20 protein-coding genes and 1 pseudogene are annotated in these 18615 nt (G+C 73.3%); 19 read left to right on the forward strand and 2 right to left on the reverse strand.

The genetic code is table 11. The annotated features are described in order from the left end of the window. Nucleotides 1–393: 393 nt before the first annotated feature. The 5 genes from MCBG_RS06175 (at nucleotide 394) to MCBG_RS06195 (ending at nucleotide 4872) form a co-directional block, all read left to right on the forward strand. The gene (locus MCBG_RS06175; RefSeq protein ID WP_043324652.1) at nucleotides 394–1785 is read left to right on the forward strand and encodes an ABC transporter substrate-binding protein; all 1392 of its coding nucleotides are present in this window, start codon (nucleotides 394–396) and stop codon (nucleotides 1783–1785) included. After that, on the forward strand, nucleotides 1782–2741 hold the full coding sequence (locus MCBG_RS06180; RefSeq protein ID WP_043324654.1) for a carbohydrate ABC transporter permease: 960 nt from the start codon (nucleotides 1782–1784) through the stop codon (nucleotides 2739–2741). The genes MCBG_RS06175 and MCBG_RS06180 overlap by 4 nt, the downstream gene beginning before the upstream one ends. After that, complete coding sequence (locus MCBG_RS06185) at nucleotides 2741–3607, forward strand: carbohydrate ABC transporter permease (RefSeq protein ID WP_043330209.1); 867 nt, start codon at nucleotides 2741–2743, stop codon at nucleotides 3605–3607. Before MCBG_RS06180 ends, MCBG_RS06185 begins: the two co-directional genes overlap by 1 nt. 210 nt (nucleotides 3608–3817) lie before the next feature. Further along, entirely contained in the window at nucleotides 3818–4234 is a 417-nt protein-coding gene (locus MCBG_RS06190) for a phosphatase PAP2 family protein (RefSeq protein ID WP_223201096.1), read from the forward strand. 32 nt (nucleotides 4235–4266) lie between these two features. Further along, on the forward strand, nucleotides 4267–4872 hold the full coding sequence (locus MCBG_RS06195; RefSeq protein ID WP_043324656.1) for a class I SAM-dependent methyltransferase: 606 nt from the start codon (nucleotides 4267–4269) through the stop codon (nucleotides 4870–4872). Nucleotides 4873–4894: 22 nt separating this feature from the next. Here MCBG_RS06195 and eccB read toward each other — a convergent pair. Then, a pseudogene (gene eccB, locus MCBG_RS06200) lies at nucleotides 4895–6275 on the reverse strand (type VII secretion protein EccB). A gap of 201 nt (nucleotides 6276–6476) precedes the next feature. On the opposite strand from eccB, the gene trxA reads away from it, so the two are divergent. The 14 genes from trxA (at nucleotide 6477) to MCBG_RS06265 (ending at nucleotide 17825) form a co-directional block, all read left to right on the forward strand. Continuing rightward, complete coding sequence (gene trxA, locus MCBG_RS06205; RefSeq protein WP_043324658.1) at nucleotides 6477–6830, forward strand: thioredoxin; 354 nt, start codon at nucleotides 6477–6479, stop codon at nucleotides 6828–6830. A 55-nt stretch (nucleotides 6831–6885) separates the two neighbouring features. Then, complete coding sequence (locus MCBG_RS06210; protein ID WP_013285930.1) at nucleotides 6886–7155, forward strand: metal-sensitive transcriptional regulator; 270 nt, start codon at nucleotides 6886–6888, stop codon at nucleotides 7153–7155. Nucleotides 7156–7317: 162 nt separating this feature from the next. Then, entirely contained in the window at nucleotides 7318–8715 is a 1398-nt protein-coding gene (locus MCBG_RS06215) for an MBL fold metallo-hydrolase (protein ID WP_043324660.1), read from the forward strand. Nucleotides 8716–8800: 85 nt separating this feature from the next. After that, complete coding sequence (locus MCBG_RS06220) at nucleotides 8801–9385, forward strand: rhodanese-like domain-containing protein (protein ID WP_043324661.1); 585 nt, start codon at nucleotides 8801–8803, stop codon at nucleotides 9383–9385. Further along, a complete protein-coding gene (locus MCBG_RS06225) occupies nucleotides 9382–10278 on the forward strand; it encodes a sulfite exporter TauE/SafE family protein (RefSeq protein ID WP_043324662.1) in 897 nt (298 codons plus the stop codon). The genes MCBG_RS06220 and MCBG_RS06225 overlap by 4 nt, the downstream gene beginning before the upstream one ends. Beyond that, entirely contained in the window at nucleotides 10217–10825 is a 609-nt protein-coding gene (locus tag MCBG_RS06230; protein ID WP_043324663.1) for a class I SAM-dependent methyltransferase, read from the forward strand. Before MCBG_RS06225 ends, MCBG_RS06230 begins: the two co-directional genes overlap by 62 nt. Nucleotides 10826–10906: 81 nt before the next feature. After that, nucleotides 10907–11617, forward strand: coding sequence for a polyamine aminopropyltransferase (locus MCBG_RS06235; RefSeq protein ID WP_043324664.1), 711 nt, complete (start codon nucleotides 10907–10909; stop codon nucleotides 11615–11617). 72 nt (nucleotides 11618–11689) lie between these two features. Next, nucleotides 11690–11869 carry a hypothetical protein gene (locus MCBG_RS06240; protein WP_043324665.1) on the forward strand — a complete coding sequence of 60 codons (180 nt, stop codon included), beginning with the start codon at nucleotides 11690–11692 and terminating at the stop codon, nucleotides 11867–11869. Nucleotides 11870–11969: 100 nt separating this feature from the next. Beyond that, on the forward strand, nucleotides 11970–13649 hold the full coding sequence (locus tag MCBG_RS06245) for a long-chain-fatty-acid--CoA ligase (protein ID WP_043324666.1): 1680 nt from the start codon (nucleotides 11970–11972) through the stop codon (nucleotides 13647–13649). Between the two features lie 47 nt (nucleotides 13650–13696). Next, nucleotides 13697–13855, forward strand: a complete 159-nt coding sequence (locus tag MCBG_RS33735; RefSeq protein WP_223201097.1) for a hypothetical protein — start codon at nucleotides 13697–13699, stop codon at nucleotides 13853–13855. Continuing rightward, nucleotides 13852–14787 (forward strand): winged helix DNA-binding domain-containing protein, encoded by a 936-nt coding sequence (locus tag MCBG_RS06250; protein WP_223201098.1) that lies wholly within the window; start codon nucleotides 13852–13854, stop codon nucleotides 14785–14787. Before MCBG_RS33735 ends, MCBG_RS06250 begins: the two co-directional genes overlap by 4 nt. 15 nt (nucleotides 14788–14802) lie before the next feature. Next, complete coding sequence (locus MCBG_RS06255) at nucleotides 14803–15318, forward strand: P-loop nucleotide/nucleoside kinase family protein (protein ID WP_043324667.1); 516 nt, start codon at nucleotides 14803–14805, stop codon at nucleotides 15316–15318. A 19-nt stretch (nucleotides 15319–15337) separates the two neighbouring features. After that, on the forward strand, nucleotides 15338–16105 hold the full coding sequence (locus MCBG_RS06260) for a class I SAM-dependent methyltransferase (protein ID WP_043324668.1): 768 nt from the start codon (nucleotides 15338–15340) through the stop codon (nucleotides 16103–16105). Nucleotides 16106–16361: 256 nt separating this feature from the next. Continuing rightward, nucleotides 16362–17825, forward strand: a complete 1464-nt coding sequence (locus MCBG_RS06265; protein ID WP_043324669.1) for a PepSY-associated TM helix domain-containing protein — start codon at nucleotides 16362–16364, stop codon at nucleotides 17823–17825. A 141-nt stretch (nucleotides 17826–17966) separates the two neighbouring features. Here the strand turns inward: MCBG_RS06265 and MCBG_RS06270 are convergent, their stop codons facing one another. Next, complete coding sequence (locus tag MCBG_RS06270; protein WP_043324670.1) at nucleotides 17967–18611, reverse strand: alpha/beta fold hydrolase; 645 nt, start codon at nucleotides 18609–18611, stop codon at nucleotides 17967–17969. Nucleotides 18612–18615 lie beyond the last annotated feature (4 nt).

The following is an 18615-nucleotide window of genomic DNA, read 5'->3' on the forward strand; positions in this document are numbered from 1 at the left end:
CGACCTCGACGATCTCGCCGACCTCCTCGTACCGAAACCCACCCCGGGTACGCGGACCCGGCCTTGGGGGGGCACGAACATGCGGGGCGCCGGCGTCCCAGTCCTTGCGCAGTCGCGGGGTTGCTGCCCCGGTAGAGCGTCAGCTCGGTGCCGGCGGAGATGCCCGAGTAGTGGGTGCGGACGCGGACCTGGCCCGGACCGAGCCGGTCCGCGGGGCAGGGCTCCAGGCGTACGTGCCGGGGCCCGGCCAGAGAGACAACCCAGTTGCTCATGGCGTCGCTCCGAAGAAAGTGCCGGCCTCGATTCTAACCCAAAAAATGGGCATATGTGATTACATTGACGAATCGATGGGTATTAGCGGCAGGCCGTACTCTTTCGAGAGGAGTGCCACCGATGTCATCACCCTCCACACGGCGGCTCGCAATCAGCCTGATCCTGGCACTGGCCGGGACCGGCGTGGCCGCATGCAGCGACGACGGGCAGAAATCCGACAGTTCCCGGATCACCGTCTGGAGCCTGGAAGACGTGGCGGACCGGGTCGCCGCCACCAAGGCGATCATCGCCGACTACACCGCCAGGACCGGCGTCAAGGTCAACCTCGTCACCGTCAACGAGGACCAGTTCCCGTCCCTGATCGCCTCCAGCGCCGCCGCCGGTGACCTGCCCGACGTGGTCGGCTCGGTCTCGCTCGCCGGGGTGCGCACGCTGTCCGCGAACGAGCTGGTGGACGCCGACGCCAACGGCGCCGTCGTCGAACGGCTCGGCCGGGACACGTTCACCCCGCGCGCGCTGGAACTCACCAGCGACGGCGGCACGCAGCTCGCCGTACCGAGCGACGGGTGGGGCCAGCTGCTCGTCTACCGCAAGGACCTGTTCGACGCCGCCGGCCTGCCGGCGCCCGACACGTACGAGAGGATCGCCGCCGCCGCGGCGAAGCTGAACACCGGCGGCGTCGCCGGCATCACCGCGGCGACCGCCCCCGGTGACGTGTTCACCCAGCAGACGTTCGAGCACCTGGCGCTGGCGAACAACTGCCGGCTCACCGACGACTCCGGCAAGGTCGTTCTCGACTCCCCCGAGTGCGTCGAGGCGTTCCGCTTCTACGGCGACCTGATGCGCAACAACTCGGTCAAGGGCGCCCAGGACGTCGACACCACCCGGGCCACCTACTTCGCCGGCAAGGCGGCCATGCTGATCTGGTCGCCGTTCATCCTCGACGAGCTGGCCGGGCTGCGCGCCGACGCCCGTCCCACCTGCCCGCAGTGCCAGTCCGACCCGGCGTGGCTGGCCAAGAACAGCGGGTTCGTCACCGCGATCAAGGGCCCGAACGGCACCGAGCCCGCCCAGTACGGCGAGGTCAGCTCCTGGTCGGTGCTCGACGGCGCGGCCGACCCGGCGAAGTCGTTCGTGGAGTACATGCTCTCCGACGGCTACCCGCGCTGGTTCGGCATGTCCCCCGAGGGGCGCTTCCCGGTGCGCACCGGCACGCCGGAGGACAAGCAGAAGTTCCGCACCGCCTGGAACACCAGCCCGGCCGGCGTGGACACCAAGAAGCCACTGTCCGAGGTTTACGGCGAGGACGTGCTCGCCACCCTGCGGCGCAGCCCTGACACGTTCCAGCGCTGGGGCCTGACCGAGAACCAGGGCAAGCTGGTCGGCGCCATCCTGGGTGAACTACCAGTGCCCAAGGCGCTCGCCGACGTCGTCGGCGGCAAGTCCGACGCCCGCGCCGCCGCCGAACGCGCCCGCAAGGACGTCGAGGCGATAGCCAAGGGCGTCAATTGACCACCACCGCGCCGGAGGCCGGCCGCTCCCCCACCCCGGAGCGGTCCCGCCGACCCGGCCGGCGCCCGCTGACGCTGCGCCGCCGCGAGTCCCGCGCCGGGCTCGCGCTGGTCGCCCCGACCCTGCTCGTCGTGCTCGCGGTGATCGGCATACCCATCGTCTGGACGGTGGTGCTGGCCTTCCAGCGGGTACGCCTGGCGACGCTGCGCAAGACCGGCCTGTTCGGCGAGCTGACACTGGACAACATCGACCGGGTGCTGCACACCCCCGGGTTCGCCGACACGCTCTGGACCACAGTGCTCTACAGCGTCGGCGGCACCGCCGGCTCGATAGTGGTGGGCCTGGTGGCGGCGCTGGCCGTACGCGGGCCGTTCCGGGGCCGCACGCTGGTCCGCGCGTCGATGCTGCTGCCGTACGTGGCGCCGGTGGTCGCCATGACGTTCGTCTGGCAGGTGATGCTGGACCCGCAGCTCGGCATCGTCAACGACTGGGGCAAGCGCTTCCTCGGCTGGGATCAGCCGGTGCCGTTCCTGTCGCAGGAGTCCACCGCGCTGTGGACGGTGATCGCGTTCGAGGCGTGGCGCTACTTCCCGTTCGCGTTCCTGTTCCTGCTCGCGCGGCTCCAGGCGGTGCCCGGTGAGCTGGAGGAGGCCGCCCGGGTCGACGGCGCCACACCCACGCAGCGGTTCCGGCACATCGTGCTGCCGCAGCTCATGCCGGTGATCGCGCTGATCGGCGTGCTGCGGTTCATCATGACGTTCAACAAGTTCGACGACGTCTACCTGCTCACCGGCGGCTCGGCCGGCACCGAGGTGGTGAGCGTCCGCGTCTACCAGTTCCTCACCGCCCGCACCGACATCGGCGCGGCCGCCGCCCAGGCCGTCGTGCTCGCCGTGGTGCTGCTCGTGTTCGTGGCGATCTACCTGCGCTTCTTCGGCGCGCGACGGGAGGCGTGATGGACCGGGACCGGATCGAGACGGTCAGCCTGCGCTGGCTGCGCCGGCTGGTGATCGCCGGGTTCCTGGTGGTCACGCTGCTGCCGTTCTGGTACATGCTGGTGCTGTCGGTACGCCCGATCGAACGCCTGCTGCTCGACCCCGGCTCGCTGTGGGTGCCGTTCGGCGAGCTGACCGTCGCCACGTACGCGGAGGTGCTGAAGTCCGTCTCCGACGGCGGCCAGGGCTTCCTCACGTTCATCCGCAACAGCGGCCTGGTGGCGCTCGCCGCCACCGCGCTCACCCTGGTGATCGCCATTCCCGGCGCGTACGCGGTGTCCCGCCTGCGGTTCTTCGGCCGACGCCAGGTCAGCGCGCTGTTCCTGGCGGTCTACCTGTTCCCGTCGATAGTCATCGCGATCCCGCTGTTCGTGGTCTTCACCCGGGCCGGGCTGCGCGGGTCGCTGACCGGCCTGGTGCTCGTCTACATCTCGCAAACCCTGCCGGTGTCGGTCTACATGCTGAAGAACTACTTCGAGACCATCCCGGTCAGCCTCGAGGAGTCGGCGGCGATCGACGGCGCCGGCCGGCTCGGCATCATCCGCCGGGTCAGCCTGCCGCTCGCCGCGCCGTCGGTGATGGCCGTCGCGCTGTACGACTTCATGATCGCCTGGAACGAGTACCTGTTCGCGCTGCTGTTCCTGGTCGACCGGCCCGACCGGTGGACCGTGTCGCTGGGGCTGTCGCTGCTCGCCGACGGCGTCGAGGTGCCCAAGACCGTGCTGATGGCCGGCTCGGTCATCCTCACGCTGCCGATCGTGGTGCTGTTCTTCGCCGGGGAGCGAATGCTCACCGAGGGACTCACCAGCGGGGCCGAGAAGGGCTGAGCGTCCGTGCCAGGATGATCGGGTGCGAGCATCACGGGAGGACCGACCGGCCGGCACCCGACTGGCCCGGCTGCTCACCGAGGCGCTCGCCCCGACCGTCCTGGTCACGGCGCTGCCGCTGATCGCCGCCGCCCGGGTCAGCCGCTCGGCGGGCCAGTTCCTGCTCTGGGGGGCATCGCGCTCACGTTCTGCGCCGTCATCCCGATCGGCGTGCTCGTCCACGGCGTACGCCGGGGGCGGCTCACCGACCGGCACGTCGGCGACCGCACCCAGCGGGCCCGGCCGCTGTCGATCGGGCTGGCCTCGGTCGCGGCCGGGTTGCTGCTGCTGGCGGCGGTCCGCGCGCCCGCCGAACTGTTCGCCGTGATCGTGGTGGTCTTCGTGGTCGGCGCGGCGTGCGCGCTGGTGAACCACTGGTGGAAGCTGAGCATCCACGCGGCGGTCGCCGCCGCCACCGTCGCCGTGCTGGTGCCGCTGGCCGGGCCGGCGGCGAACCTCGGCTGGGCGCTCGTCGCGGCGGTCGGCTGGTCCCGGGTACGGCTGGTCGACCACACCTGGCCGCAGGTGCTGGCCGGCGTCGCGCTCGGCGGACCGCTGGCCGCCGGCACGTTCCTGGCGCTCGCCTGACCCGCCGCCACAAGATCAGCTACGGTGGCCTCATGGGCAAGCCGACCCGCTGGGTGACCGACACGAAGCCCGGCCACTCGCAGTGGTACGTGGACCGCTTCCGCCAGCTCGCCGCCGAGGGCGCCGACCTGTCCGGTGAGGCGCGGCTGCTGGACGCGCTCGTACCGCCGGGCGCGCGCGTGCTGGACGCCGGCTGCGGCACCGGCCGGGTCGCCGCCGCGCTCGCCGCACGCGGGCACGACGCCGTGGGCGTGGACGCCGACCCGACACTCGTCGAGGCGGCCCGCGCCGACCACCCCGGCCCCCGCTTCCTGGTCGCCGACCTGGCCGAGCTGGACCTGGCCGCGCAGGGTGAGGCCGAGCCGTTCGACGCCGCCGTGCTCGCCGGCAACGTGATGGTCTTCGTCGCCCCCGGCACCGAACGCGACGTGCTGGCCCGCGTCGCCGCCCACGTGCGCCCGGACGGCCTGGTGGTGGTCGGTTTCGCCACGGACCGGGGTTACCCGGTCGGCGACCTGGACGCCGACGCGGTGGCCGCCGGGCTGCGCCCCGAGCACCGTTTCGCCACCTGGGACCTGCGCCCCTGGCGCGACGACGCCGACTTCGCGGTGAGCGTGCTGCGCCGCCCCGCCGACTGACCCTTCTCCTGCCGACCAGGGCTCAGGCGGGTGCGGCGACGGTGCGGGCGGCCTCCGGGTCGAGCGGGCTGCCCGCCGGCAAGGTCCACCAGGCCCGCCGGCAGCCGCACCGGACGCACCCCGGCGTAGCCGAGCATGCCCGGCACGTCCGCGACAGTCAGCGCGTACCGCCGCCCCAGGTCGGTGACCACGCAGACCGTGCCGCCGCTCGCGCCCGGCGCGGACACCGCCTCCACCAGCGCGCCGCGCCCCGGCTCCACCAGCACCTCGTCGGCGAGCCCGGCCCGGCCGCCGGGCGTCCGCGTGGCGGCGGCGAGGTCCGGCGCGGTGACGCCCACGCGGATCTCGCGTACGCCGGCGTCGTCCCCGGCCAGCGCGCAGATCGCACCGTTCTCGGCGGCGGCCAGCCGGGGCGGTACGGCGGGCGGCGCGGTCGGCCCGCCGGGCACCAGACCGGGCAGCTTCGGCAGCGCGGCGAACCGGCCGAGCGTGATCGGTTCGGGCTCCCCCTGGCCGGTGCGGGCCAGCAGCAGCGCCGCCTGCAACTCGGTGATGCCGGCCAGCCCGCCGCGCTGCGCCACCGCGTACTGACGCCCGCCACCGGAGTTGCGCACCAGGTACACATCACCCACGCTCGCGCCGGTGACCCGCTCGGACGGCTCACCGAGGGCACCGACCGGCGGCGGAACCAGGTCGGCACCGGCCGGCAGCGTGTTGAGCAGCGCCGCCGCGACCGGCACCGCCCGTTCCCGCGTGGCGGCCAGCGCGGCGAGCACCCGGTCGGTGTCGCGCAGCAGGTAGCGCCGGTCGTGCCAGAGCAGGTGCAGGCCGCCGTCCGGGTGCCGTGCCAGCAGCCCCTGGTCGCCGAGCGCCCGGCCGCCGGTGGCCTGCCGCCCGATCAGCAGCACCGACCGGGCCGCGCCGCGCCCGGTCTCGCCCTCACCCGTGGAGCAGAGCGTCCACGCGTCGCGGACGAGCCGGTTCGGCGCGGGCAGCGAGTCCGGCGCGTCGGCGATGCCCAGCGGCAGACCGCGCGGCACCCCCTCGATGGCACGGCGGCCGACCAGCACCGTCTTCGGCTGCTCCGCCCCGATGATCAGCAGCGCGGAGGCGTAGTTCAACACCGGGTGCAGCTTCTCGTCGCGATAGACGAACCGTGCGCCCGACTCCTTCTCCACGATCACCGCGCCGGTCTCGCGCCACGAGTCACCGCCGCCGGTGAACAGGCCGTAGAGGGCGACGCCGCCGAGCGCGATCGCGGCGACCAGGACGCTGGCCAGACCGGCGCCGGCCAGCCGGCGGAACGGGGACTGCGGCGGGTCCGTCTCCCGCATGACGAGCGCGGCGACCGCCCGCTGGACGGTGAACTGGTACGAGTGCAGCTGGTCCTGCCGCGACGCCATCGTGTCCCTTCCCGCCGGGATGGTCGGCGCACAGGATAAGCGCTCCGTCGATGCCCCGGCGACCCTGCGTGTCCCTCACCGGCCCGGACCCCACCACCTCCCCGAGCTGGAGTCGATCAAGGCGGCCAGGACCACCCCACCCGGAATGGATACCCCCGGGGGTGTGTTACACATGCAGAACCCGAATCAACGGAGGTACTGATGGCCAGCGTGGCGTTGACCACCACCGACTTCGCGGAGACCGTCCACCGGGACGGCATCGTCCTGGTCGACTTCTGGGCCGCCTGGTGCGGTCCCTGCCGGGCGTTCGCGCCGGTCTACGAGAAGGCCAGCGAGCAGCACCCGGATATCGTCTTCGGCAAGGTCGACACCGAGGCGGAGCCCACCCTCGCGGCGGCCGCCCAGATCCGGTCGATCCCGACGCTCATGGCGTTCCGGGACGGCGTGCTGGTGTTCGCCCAGCCGGGCGCTCTGCCGACGGCGGGGCTGGAGGAGTTGATCCGGGCCGTGCGTGACCTCGACATGAACGAGGTCCGGGCCCAGGCCGGCGTCTGATCGGGGTGGCGACAGTGGTACCCCCTGGGGTATGTTCGAGCGCAGGAGGTGGGACGTGAATCTTCGACCCGAGATGACCGGCGAGGCGCTGACCCGGCTGAAGCGTGCCCGGGGGCAGCTCAACGCCGTCATCGAGATGATGGAGAACGGCGAGGACTGCCGCGCCGCGTTGACCCAGCTCGCCGCGGTCTCCAAGGCCATCGACCGGGCCGGCTTCAAGATCATCGCTTCCGGCATGCGCTACTGCGACGCCGCCCGCCAGGCCGGCGAGGAGCCGGAGATGACCGAGGAGGAGCTGGAGAAGCTCTTCCTGTCCCTGGCCTGACGGCGCCCGACCGACCGACCGAGTCCCGCCCGCCCGACCGGCTGAGCCCCGCCCGCGCCGTGTGACCACGGCGCGGGTGGGTAAACCACTGCCCGGAGAACCCGGGCCGCAGACTGTCCCACACATACCCCCCGGGGTATATAGGCAATGAGAGGAAACGGCATGACTCTCGACGTGTCCGTCATCGCGACCTCCTCGCTCGGCGACCGCAGCTACCTGGCCTCCGACGGCCGGGTGGCGATCGTGGTCGACCCGCAGCGCGACATCGACCGCATCCTCTACCTGGCCGGCGCCAAGGGCGTACGGATCACCCACGTGGTGGAGACGCACATCCACAACGACTACGTCTCCGGCGGCCTGGAGCTGGCCCGGATCACCGGCGCGCAGTACCTCGTGGCCGCCGCCGACACCGTCGAGTTCGACCGCACGCCGGTCTCCGACGGCGACACCGTGCCGGTCTCGGACACCATGCGGCTGCGGGTGCTCGGCACCCCGGGCCACACGTTCCACCACCTGTCGTACGTGCTCGACGAGCGCGACGGCGACTGGACGCCGGCCGGCGTGTTCACCGGCGGCTCGCTGCTGTTCGGCACCACCGGCCGCACCGACCTGCTGGGCCAGCAGTACGCGCACGAGCTGGCGCACCACCAGCACGCCTCCGCGCGCAAGCTGGCCGACCTGCTGCCCGACGGCGCGCAGGTGTGGCCCACGCACGGCTTCGGCAGCTTCTGCTCGGCCAGCCAGGCCGACGCCCCCGAGTCGACGATCGGCCGGGAGAAGCAGGCCAACCCGGTGCTGCGGCTGGCCGCCGACCAGTTCGTCACCGAGACGCTGGCCGGGCTGGACGCCTACCCGGCGTACTACGCCCACATGGGCGTCGCGAACGCCGCCGGTCCCGCCCCGGTGGACCTCACGCCGGTGGCCCGCGCCGACGCCGACGAGCTGCGCCGCCGCATCGCCGCCGGCGAGTGGGTGGTCGACCTTCGCCACCGCAAGGCGTACGCGGCCTCGCACCTGGCCGGCACGGTCAGCCTCGGCCTGGACGGGCCGATGTCGACATGGCTCGGCTGGCTGATCGACTGGGGCGTGCCGATCACGTTCCTGGCGCAGACCCCGGAGCAGGTCGCCGACGCCCAGCGGGAGCTGGTCCGCATCGGCATCGACCGCCCGGCCGCCCAGGCCACCGGCGAGCCCGAGCAGTGGACCGGCGACCCGTCGCAGCTGCGCGAGATGGCCGTGGCCGACTTCGACGCGCTGGCCGCCGCGCAGGCCGGGAAGACGCCGGCCGGGCTGCCCGAGCCGCAGGTCGTCCTCGACGTGCGGATGACAGGCGAGTGGAAGGCCGGGCACATCGACGGCGCGGTGCACGTGCCGCTGCCGGACGTGCCGAAGCGGCTCGCCGACATCCCCGCCGGGACCGTCTGGGTGCACTGCGGCTCCGGCTACCGGGCCACCGCCGCCGCGTCCCTGCTCGCCAACGCCGGCCGCGACGTGGTGCTGATCGACGACTCGTACGGCCGGGCCGAGGCGGCCGGCGTACGCATGGCGCCCAGCGCCTGACCTCTCCCCGAGCGCCCGGCCGGCGTGCCCCTGCGCCGGCCGGCGTTCGACCCTGCCCGAAAACACCCGCTGAAGGAGACAGAGCATGACCACGACCACCCCCACCACCATCGACGCGGCGACGCTGCGCGAACTGATCGCCGCCGGCCGTACGCCCCGGATGCTCGACGTGCGCACGCCCGGTGAGTTCGAGGCGGCGCACATCCCCGGCGCGTACAACGTGCCGCTGGACCTGCTCCGGGAGCACCGCGCGGAGCTGCGCAGCCACCTGGACGAGGACGTGGTGCTGATCTGCCGCTCCGGCGTCCGGGCCGGCCAGGCCGGTCAGGCGCTCGGCACCGTCGGCCTGCCCAACGTCAAGGTGCTCGACGGCGGCATGCTGGCCTGGCAGGCCACGAACGCGCCGGTCAACCAGGGCCGGGCCCGCTGGGACCTGGAGCGCCAGGTACGTCTCGTCGCCGGCTCGATCGTGCTCGCCGCGATCGTCGCGTCGGTGTTCGTGCCGGGCCTGAAGTGGGTCGCCGCGTTCATCGGCGCGGGCCTCACGTTCGCCGCGCTCACAAACACCTGCGCCATGGGCATGCTGCTGAGCAAGCTGCCGTACAACCGGGGCGCGAGCTGCGACCTGGACACGATCGTGGGGCAGCTGCGCGACGGGAGCCGCAGGTGACCACCCTCGCGCTGACGCTGGCCGGCGCGGTGCTGATCGGCGTGACGCTGGGTCTGCTCGGCGGCGGCGGTTCGATCCTCGCCGTGCCGCTGCTGGTCTACGTCGCCGACCTGCCCGCGAAGGAGGCCATCGCCACCTCGCTGCTCGTCGTCGGCGTGACCAGCGCGGTGGGCGTGCTGCCGCACGCCCGCGCGAACCGGGTCCGCTGGCGCACCGGGCTCATCTTCGGCGTGGCCGGCATGACCGGCGCGTACGCGGGCGGCCGGCTGGCCGAGTTCGTGCCGGCGAGCGTCCTGCTCACCGGGTTCGCGCTGATGATGCTGGCCACCGCGGTCGCGATGCTCCGGGGCCGCCGGTCCACCGAGGGCCGGTCGAAGCCGCACGAGCTGCCGATGCTGCGGGTGGTCGGGGACGGCGTGGTCGTCGGTCTGGTCACCGGCCTGGTCGGCGCGGGCGGCGGCTTCCTGGTCGTACCGGCTCTGGCCCTGCTGGGCGGGTTGCCGATGCCGGTAGCGGTCGGCACCTCGCTGGTCGTCATCGCGCTGAAGTCGTTCGCCGGCCTGGCCGGCTACCTGTCCAGCGTGCAGATCCACTGGGGGCTGGCCGGCGCGGTCACCGCCGCCGCGGTCGTCGGCAGCCTGCTCGGTGGCCGGCTCGCCGGGCGGATCCCGGCCGACGTGCTGCGCCGCGGCTTCGGCTGGTTCGTCGTGGTGATGGGCGTGTTCGTGCTCGCCCAGCAGCTGCCGCTGATCTGGGGACTCACCGTGGGAGCGCTTGCCGCGGCCGGTACGGTCACCATGGCGGTGTGGGCCCGCCGAGGAAGGGGACACAGTGGACAGCAGCACCTGGGACAGCCGGTACGCCGACACGCCCGGGCTGGTGTGGAGCGCTGAGCCCAACCGTTTCGTGGTCGAGTCGGTCGCCGGGCTGACTCCCGGGTCGGCGCTGGACATCGCGGCCGGCGAGGGACGCAACGCGGTCTGGCTGGCCGGTCAGGGCTGGCGGGTGAACGCGGTGGACTTCTCCACCGTGGCCGTCGAGCGGGGGCGGCAGATGGCCGCCGCGCGGGGCGTGACAGTCGACTGGCGGGTAGCGGACGTGACCGCGTACCGGCCGGTGCCGAACAGTTACGACCTGGTGCTGATCAGCTACCTGCACCTGCCCGCCGCCGAGTTCGCCGGCGTGCTCGCGGCGGCGAAGTCCGCGCTGCGACCCGGCGGCACGCTCGTGGTGGTCGGGCACGACCTGGCCAACCTCACCGGTGGCACCGGCGGCCCGCAGGACCCCGCCGTGCTGCTCACGCCCGAGGCGGTGGTCGACGGGCTGGCCGGGCTGCGGGTCCAGCGCGCCGAGACCACCCGCCGGCCGGTCCCGACGAGCGACGGCGGCGCCGTGGACGCGCTGGACACGGTCGTGGTGGCCACCCGCCCCGCCGACTGAGCGCCACGCGCCGTGGTTTCGCCGGGCCGGGCCGACACCGGCCGGTAGCATCCGGGGACGGATCGGCGGAGAGGACACCGGGTGGGCGCGCGCTTCGAGGAACTGGCCTGGCGGGAGACGCCGATCGGCGAGATCAGCCTGCGGCGGCGGCGCGACCCGGCGCTGGGCGCCGAGGTGTACGAGGTGAAGCTCGATGACGAGTACCTCATGTCCAGCGCCTTCCCGGTGGCGGAGATCGAGCTGGCCCGGCTCGGACTGGCCGCGCTGACCGGCACGGAGCTGGACGTGGTGGTCGGCGGGCTCGGCCTCGGCTACACGGCACGGACCGCGCTGGAGGATCCCCGGGTGCGTTCGCTGCTCGTGGTCGAGGCGATCGAGGACGTGATCGACTGGCACCGCCGGGACCTGCTGCCGTTCACCGCCGGGCTGGCCACCGATCCGCGTACCCGGTTCGTCCGGGCGGATTTCTTCGCCGCGGTCGCCGACGGCGGTTTCGACCCGGACGAGCCGGGCCGCCGCTTCCACGCGGTGCTGCTGGACGTGGACCACTCCCCCCGTCAGGTGCTGCACCCGAGCCACGCCGCGTTCTACACGGTCGACGGGCTGCGCCGGCTGGCCGCGCTGCTGCACCCGGACGGGGTCTTCGCGCTCTGGTCGAACGACCCGCCGGACCCGGAGTTCCAGCGCACTCTCACCGCTGTGTTCCCGACCTCGGTGGCGCACGTCGTCCGGTTCCCGAACCCGTTGCAGGGCCGGGAGGCGGCGAACACCGTGTACGTGGCCCGGCACTGATCCACCGGGCCACGCATGGCCGTAGGGCCAGCGGGAAAGCGGGCGGCCGACCGTACGACGGGAGGCTGGGACATGCGTGCGTTGCTCTGGGTGGTCGGCGTGGTCGCCGGTGTGATCATCCTGCTCGGGCTGCTGCTGGAGGCGGTCCGCTGGCTCGTCATCATCGGCGTGATCGCGCTCGCCGCGGTGATCATCGTCGGCATCGTGAAGGGCCGGCGGGTGGTGCACCAGCATTCGACACGCCGGCACTGACCTGCGCAGGTGTGACCTACCCGGCAACCTACGTTAGCGTAGGTTACCGCCCGGTCACGTTAGGCTGGGGTCGTCATCCGCGCGACGAGGAGTAACGGCGATGGACGCGACCGCCCAGCGACCCTGGACCCGTAGCTATGCGCCGGGGGTACCGGCCGAGATCGCCGAGCCGGACGGCTCGCTCGTCGACCTGCTCACCGAGGCGGCCGGGCGGTTCGGGCCCCGGGTCGCGCTCGACTTCTACGGCGCCACCACCACGTTCACCGAACTGGCCGACCAGGTGTCCCGCGCCGCCGAGGCGCTGCGCCGCCTCGGCGTCGGCCCGGGCGACCGGGTGGCGCTGGTGCTGCCGAACTGCCCGCAGCACGTGGTCGCCTTCTACGCCGTGCTGCGGCTCGGCGCGGTCGTGGTCGAGCACAACCCGCTCTACACCGCCGACGAGCTGGACCGGCAGCTCACCGACCACGGCGCAGGCGTCGCGATCGTGTGGGACAAGGTCGCGCCGCTGGTGGCGGGACGCGGCGCCGTGCGTACCGTGGTGGCGGTCGACCTGACCGCGGCGCTGCCGCGGCTCAAGCGGTGGGCGCTGCGGGCGCCGCTGCCGAAGGTCCGCGCCGCCCGCGCCGCGATGACCGCCCCCGCGCCCGGCGCCCTGGCCTGGTCGGACCTGGTCGCCGCGGCCGGGCCGCTGCCCGCCGGGCATCCCGCGCCGGAGGCCGGCGACGTGGCGCTGCTCCAGTACACCGGCGGCACCACCGGCGAGCCCAAGGGCGCGGTGCTGACCCACCGCAACCTGCGCGCCAACGCCGCGCAGGGCCGGGCCTGGGTGCCCGGTCTGCGTGACGGCGAGGAGACCGTGTACGCGGTGCTGCCGCTGTTCCACGCCTACGGGCTGACGCTCTGCCTCACCTTCGCCGTCAGCATCGGGGCCACCCTGGTGCTGTTCCCCCGCTTCGACGCCGACCAGGTGCTCGACGCGGTCCGCCGCCGCCCGCCGACGTTCCTGCCCGCGGTGCCGCCGGTCTACGCGAAGCTCGCCACCGCCGCCCGCGAACGCGCCGTCGACCTCACCTCCATCCGGTACGCGATCTCCGGCGCGATGTCGCTGCCACCGGCCACCGTGGAGCTGTGGGAGCAGGTGACCGGCGGCCTGCTGGTCGAGGGGTACGGAATGACCGAGACGTCCCCGATCACCGTCGGCAACCCGGTCGCGCCGACCCGCCGGCCCGGCACCGTCGGCGTGCCGTTCCCCTCCACCGACGTGCGCATCGTCGACCCGGAGGACCCGAGCCGCGACCGCGCCCCGGGCGAGGCCGGTGAGCTGCTGGTCCGCGGCCCGCAGGTGTTCTCCGGCTACTGGCACCGGCCGGAGGAGACGGCGAAGGTGCTGCTGCCCGGCGGCTGGATGCGCACCGGCGACATCGTCACCATGGACGCCGACGGCTTCATCACGGTGGTCGACCGGATCAAGGAGCTGATCATCACCGGCGGCTTCAACGTCTACCCGTCCGAGGTGGAGGAGGCGCTGCGCCGCGTCCCCGGCGTACGCGAGGCCGCCGCCGTGGGAATGCCCACCGACGACGGCGAGGAGGTCGTCGCCGCGGTGGTGGTCGACCCGGCGGTGGCCGCCACGCCGGAGGCGATCCGGACCTCGTGCCGCACCCACCTGGCCGGCTACAAGGTGCCGCGCCGGGTCGTGATCGTCGACGAGCTGCCGTACTCCCAGATCGGCAAGATCCTGCGCCGCGAGGTCCGCGAACGGCTGCTCGCCGCCCGCTGACCCGTCGGACCGCGGGAAGTGTCGGTGCCGGCGCCTACGCTGTGGCGATGGTCGACAGACGTCAGGTGCTGGCCTTCCGCGTGCGCGCCCAGCAGCTCGACCGGGCGCAGGGCTCGCTCGCCGACACCGCCGTGCTCGACATCGGCGTGCAGGACACCGGCCCCGACGGCGGCCGCTGGGCGCTGGCGACGCGCGGGTCGACGTGACCTCGCTGACCGGTGACGACGTGGTCATGCTCTGGACCGTACGCGGCGCCCCACACCTCTACCGCCGCGCCGACGTGGGCGCGGTGGCCGTCGCGGTCGAGCCGTTCTCCGACGCCGACGCGGGCAAGCGCATCTACGACGCGACAAAACCGTTGAAGGCCGCCGGCATCGGCATCGTCGCCGCGCTCGACGAGGTGGCCGCCCGGATGCGGGAGATCGTCCGCACGCCGACGGTCAAGGGCGAGGTCTCCGGGCGGCTCGCCGAGGTGATGCCCGAGCCCTACCTGCGGCACTGCCGGCCGTGCGACGCGATCCACCTCTACGAGATGCCGTTCCGGCTCGCCGCCGTACGCGCCGGGCTGGAGCTGCGGCTCGACACGTCACCGCCGGTCCTGGAACGCATCCGCGGGTTCCGTCCGGCTGCCGCGCCCGGCGACCGGTTCGAGCTCATCCCCGCCTACCTGCGGCTGCTCGGCCCGGCCACCCCGAAGCATGTCGCCGACTACCTCGACGCCCCGGTCAAGGAAATCAAGGCCCGCTGGCCGGGCGACGCGGTCGAGGTGAGCGTCGACGGTGAGACGCGCTGGCTGCTCGCCGCCGACGAGGCGGCGCTGACGTCGGCCGAGGTGAGCACGACCCGCCTGCTCGGCCCGTTCGACCTGTTCCTCCAGGCGAAGGACCGGGCGACGCTCGTGCCGGACGCGGCCCGCGCCAAGGAGTTGTGGCCGGTGCTGGGCCGCCCCGGCGCCGTGCTGGCCGACGGGGAGCTGGCCGGCACGTGGCGGCCCCGCAAGTCCGGCCGGTCGTTCACCGTCGCGGTCCAGCCGTGGCGAAAGCTCCCCGGCAGCACCCGCGACGCAGTCGTCGCCGAGGCCGAGCGCCTCGCCGCGTACCGGGGCGTGCCGCTCGCGGGTGTCGACTTCGCCGCGTGATGGCATCATGATCGCGTGATCGTCTGGATCAACGGCGCGTTCGGTGCCGGCAAGACGACCACCGCGCGGCTGCTCACGGAGTCGCTTCCGGACGCGCGGCTGTTCGACCCGGAGTTCCTCGGCTCGATGCTCACCGCGTTCGTCACCCCGCCGACCGGCGACTTCCAGGACCTGCCCCTGTGGCGTCACCTCGTCGTGCAGACGGTCACCGGCCTGGACCGGCACCACCCGGGCATCTGGATCGTGCCGATGAGCCTGCTCGTCCCGGCGTACCGCGCGGAGATCCTCGGCGGCATCCGCGCCGCGGGCGTCGACGTCCGCGAGGTCGTGCTCACGCTCCCCGAGGACCGGTTGCGGGCCCGGATCGACGCCGACCAGGTCGAGTCCGGCGCGCGCGGCTGGCGGCACGACCACGTCGCCCGGGCGCTGGACACGTTCGCGTCGGTGACCGACGCCCACCTGATCGACGCCACCGTCCCGCCCGAGCAGGTGGCCGACGCCGTCGCCGCGCACGTCACGGGCGCAGCCTGATCGTGGGAGGATGCTCGGCATGCCGGATCGCGCGTTGAGCTTCGGAGCGGCGGCGCAGGCGTACGAGCGGTTCCGGCCCGGCTACCCCGAGGAGCTTGCCGACCTGGTGCTGGCGTACGCGGACCGGCCGGTCCGGACCGCCCTGGAGATCGGCGCCGGGACCGGCAAGGCCACCCGGCTGTTCGCGCGGCGCGGCATCGCGGTCACCGCCACCGACCCGGATTCCGCGATGCTCGCCGAACTGCGCCGGCGCGTGCCCGCGGACGTGCGGGTCCGGCAGGCCGCGTTCGAGCAGTTGCGCACCGGCGAGCACCACGACCTGGTGTACGCGGCGGCGGCGCTGCACTGGACCGACCCGGACCGACGGTGGGAGCGGATCGCCGGGCTGCTCGCGTCCGACGGTGTGTTCGCCTCGTTCGGCGGGCCGCTGCGGCTGGCCGACCCGGCCCTGCGCGACGCGGTGGCCGCGGCCCGAGCCGAGTTCATCGCCGACGACGAGATCCCGTCGCCGGACGGGACGCCACCGGAAGCCGGCATGCAGTGGCCCGGCACGGAGCTGCGCGCCTCCGAGTGGTTCACCGACGTACGCCAGTCGGAGATCGCGCGGCGGATCACGATGAGTGCCGACGACTTCGTCGGTCTGCTGTCGACCGTCTCGGCCTACCTCGAACTGCCGCCACATGTCCGTGAGCAGGTGTTCCGCCGCGTCCGGGATGTACTGCCCGGCACGGTCGAGGTCACCGCCGACATCACGGTCCACCTGGCGCGGCGGACGTCGCAGCCCTGATCAACCGGCACCGGATGATCCCTTGACGGCACCCCTGGCGCGAGTCGGCCCGCCACGGCGCCCCTTCGCCGCCGTCGGCACGCGGAGGCGTCCTGGCACCGCGCCGGACGACAACCCGAAGATCTACGCGGACGAGGGAACTTCCTGACACACCTGACCGACTACTCGATCGGGACACGGCAGCCGGGCAGCCCACGGCTCGACGGGCACGAGCCACCCCGAAACCAAAAGCCGATATTTTCGATCGGAGTAGTCGATGTCCGTCACCGAACTGTCCGGCGACCCCGCGCCGGACACCTCCACCGCCGCGCCGGCCGCTCGGCCGGGCCGCCAGCCCACGCCGTTCGCCGCGCTGCTGACCCGGCTTCATTTCTACGCCGGCATCCTGGTTGCCCCGTTCCTGCTGGTCGCCGCCCTGACCGGCCTGGCGTACACCATCACCCCCCAGCTGGACCAGGCCCTCTACGGCGACCGGCTGACCGTGGCCACCGTCGGTGACCAGCCGAAGACCCTCGCCCAACAGGTCACCGCCGCGCGGGCGGCGCACCCCGACGGCACCATCGCCGCCGTGGCGCCCGGCACCGGCGACCGGACCACCCAGGTGGTGTTCTCGCTCGAGGAACTCGGCGACAAGCAGCACACCGTCTACGTCGACCCGTACACCGGCGAGGTGACCGGGCAGCTCACCACCTGGTTCGGCTCCACCCCGGCCACCACCTGGCTCGACGACCTGCACCGCAACCTGCATCTCGGCGAGGTCGGCCGGCACTACTCCGAGATCGCCGCCAGCTGGTTGTGGGTCCTCGTGCTCGGCGGCGTCATCCTGTGGTGGCGCCGCCGCAGCGCCACCCGCGCCCGGACGACACACCTGCTCATACCGGACCTGACCGCCCGCAAGGGAGTTCGCCGTACCCGGGGCTGGCACGCCACCACCGGTGTCTGGCTCGCGGTCGGCCTGCTGTTCCTCTCCGCCACCGGCTTGACCTGGTCCCGGTACGCCGGCGCGAACTTCAGCACCGGCCTGGACACCCTGCGCGCCGGCACTCCGGAACTCTCCACCACCGTCGACGGCGTGGCCCCGCCCGCGGGCGGCGGTGAGCATCAGCACGGTGGCGCGGCGACCGGCACGGCGGACAATCCGGCGTCCTACGACAACGTGCTGGCCTCCGCGCGCAGCGCCGGACTCTCGGGACCGGTGGAGATCAGCCCCGCCGCGGAGCCCGGCCAGGCATGGACCGTCGCCCAGGTCGACAACACCTGGCCGGTCGCGAAGGATCGAATCGCCGTCGAGCCCACCACCGGCGCGGTCACCGCCCGCAGCGACTTCGCCGACTGGCCGCTGCTCGCGCAGCTCAGCAGCCTCGGCATCCAAGCCCACATGGGAATCCTGTTCGGGCCGATCAACCAGATCCTGCTCGCGGCGCTCGCTCTCGGTCTGCTCTGCGTCATCGTCTGGGGCTACCGCATGTGGTGGCAGCGCCGCCCCACCCGCGCCGGCCGTCGCGCCCCGCTCGGCTCACCGCCCGCCCGAGGTGGCCTCCGCGGGCTCCCGTGGTGGGCGCTGCTGCTCGGCGTACCGGTCACCCTGGCACTCGGCTGGGCACTGCCCTGGTTCGGCGTCACCCTGCTCGGCTTCCTCGTCGTCGATCTCGTCCTCGGCCTGCTCGCGCGTCGGCGCCGCCGGCCCCTACCCGTCTCACCCGCGCCGGCCGGCAGCTGACCCCGGCGGCTATCCGGCCGTCACCGCCTCGGAGAGACCGGACAGCCGCCGTGAACCCTCAGTCGCGGATCCGCACGGCGCCTCGCCCCTCCTGATCAGCATGTCGTCGGGAGGGGCCGGACGGATCACGGCGAGGCGGGATCAGGACACCAGGTAGGCAGTCAGCCGGTCGGCGAGCGGGCCCGGGCGGCTGAGCGCTACCGCGTGGCCGCCGTCGATCTCGTCCGGCACCACGCCGAGCCGGTCGGCGGCCACCCGGCGCTGGAAGTCGGCGGGAAAGAACCGGTCGTCGCGGCCGATGAGCACCCTCGTCGGCACGGCCGGCCAGGCGGCGAGCGGCCACGGCTCGTCCCACTCCGCGCTGACCTGCTCCCGGCCGTGCGACGGCGCCTCGGCGACGATCCCGGCCGGCACGCCGTTGTAGAACTGCTGTTCCTCGCTGAGCCCGTCCGGCTCGCGGTAGCCGGTGTTGCCCCACCAGTCCCCCGGCTTCTCGCCGGGCCGCGGAATCATCGGGGTGAGCAGGACCAAGAGGCGCACCGGCAACCGGTCGGCGACCAGCGGTGCGGTGAACGCGCCGTACGAGTGCCCGACCACCACGAGGTCGTCCCGGTTGCCGACGGCCTCGATCACCGCCTGGCGGAAATCGGTGAACCCCGCCGACCGGTCACCGATCGGCAGCTCCGGCACCACCGCGTCGTGACCCCGGGCGGCCAGCTCGGGAACCAGCAGGTGCCAGTCCCACGCGCTGCCCCCGCCGCCGTGGATGAGCACGAACGTCGTCATGCCC

This window comes from Micromonospora sp. M42 (assembly GCF_000568915.1).
GTDB lineage: Bacteria > Actinomycetota > Actinomycetes > Mycobacteriales > Micromonosporaceae > Micromonospora > Micromonospora chalcea.

Bases quoted from the DNA above. Each gene is read 5' to 3' on its own strand.
- MCBG_RS06175 (WP_043324652.1), top strand. From the start codon at position 394: ATGTCATCACCCTCCACACGGCGGCTCGCAATCAGCCTGATCCTGGCA.
- MCBG_RS06185 (WP_043330209.1), top strand. From the start codon at position 2,741: ATGGACCGGGACCGGATCGAGACGGTCAGCCTGCGCTGGCTGCGCCGG.
- MCBG_RS06195 (WP_043324656.1), top strand. From the start codon at position 4,267: ATGGGCAAGCCGACCCGCTGGGTGACCGACACGAAGCCCGGCCACTCG.
- trxA (WP_043324658.1), top strand. From the start codon at position 6,477: ATGGCCAGCGTGGCGTTGACCACCACCGACTTCGCGGAGACCGTCCAC.
- MCBG_RS06215 (WP_043324660.1), top strand. From the start codon at position 7,318: ATGACTCTCGACGTGTCCGTCATCGCGACCTCCTCGCTCGGCGACCGC.
- MCBG_RS06220 (WP_043324661.1), top strand. From the start codon at position 8,801: ATGACCACGACCACCCCCACCACCATCGACGCGGCGACGCTGCGCGAA.
- MCBG_RS06240 (WP_043324665.1), top strand. From the start codon at position 11,690: ATGCGTGCGTTGCTCTGGGTGGTCGGCGTGGTCGCCGGTGTGATCATC.
- MCBG_RS06245 (WP_043324666.1), top strand. From the start codon at position 11,970: ATGGACGCGACCGCCCAGCGACCCTGGACCCGTAGCTATGCGCCGGGG.
- MCBG_RS33735 (WP_223201097.1), top strand. From the start codon at position 13,697: ATGGTCGACAGACGTCAGGTGCTGGCCTTCCGCGTGCGCGCCCAGCAG.
- MCBG_RS06260 (WP_043324668.1), top strand. From the start codon at position 15,338: ATGCCGGATCGCGCGTTGAGCTTCGGAGCGGCGGCGCAGGCGTACGAG.
- MCBG_RS06265 (WP_043324669.1), top strand. From the start codon at position 16,362: ATGTCCGTCACCGAACTGTCCGGCGACCCCGCGCCGGACACCTCCACC.
- MCBG_RS06270 (WP_043324670.1), bottom strand. From the start codon at position 18,611: ATGACGACGTTCGTGCTCATCCACGGCGGCGGGGGCAGCGCGTGGGAC.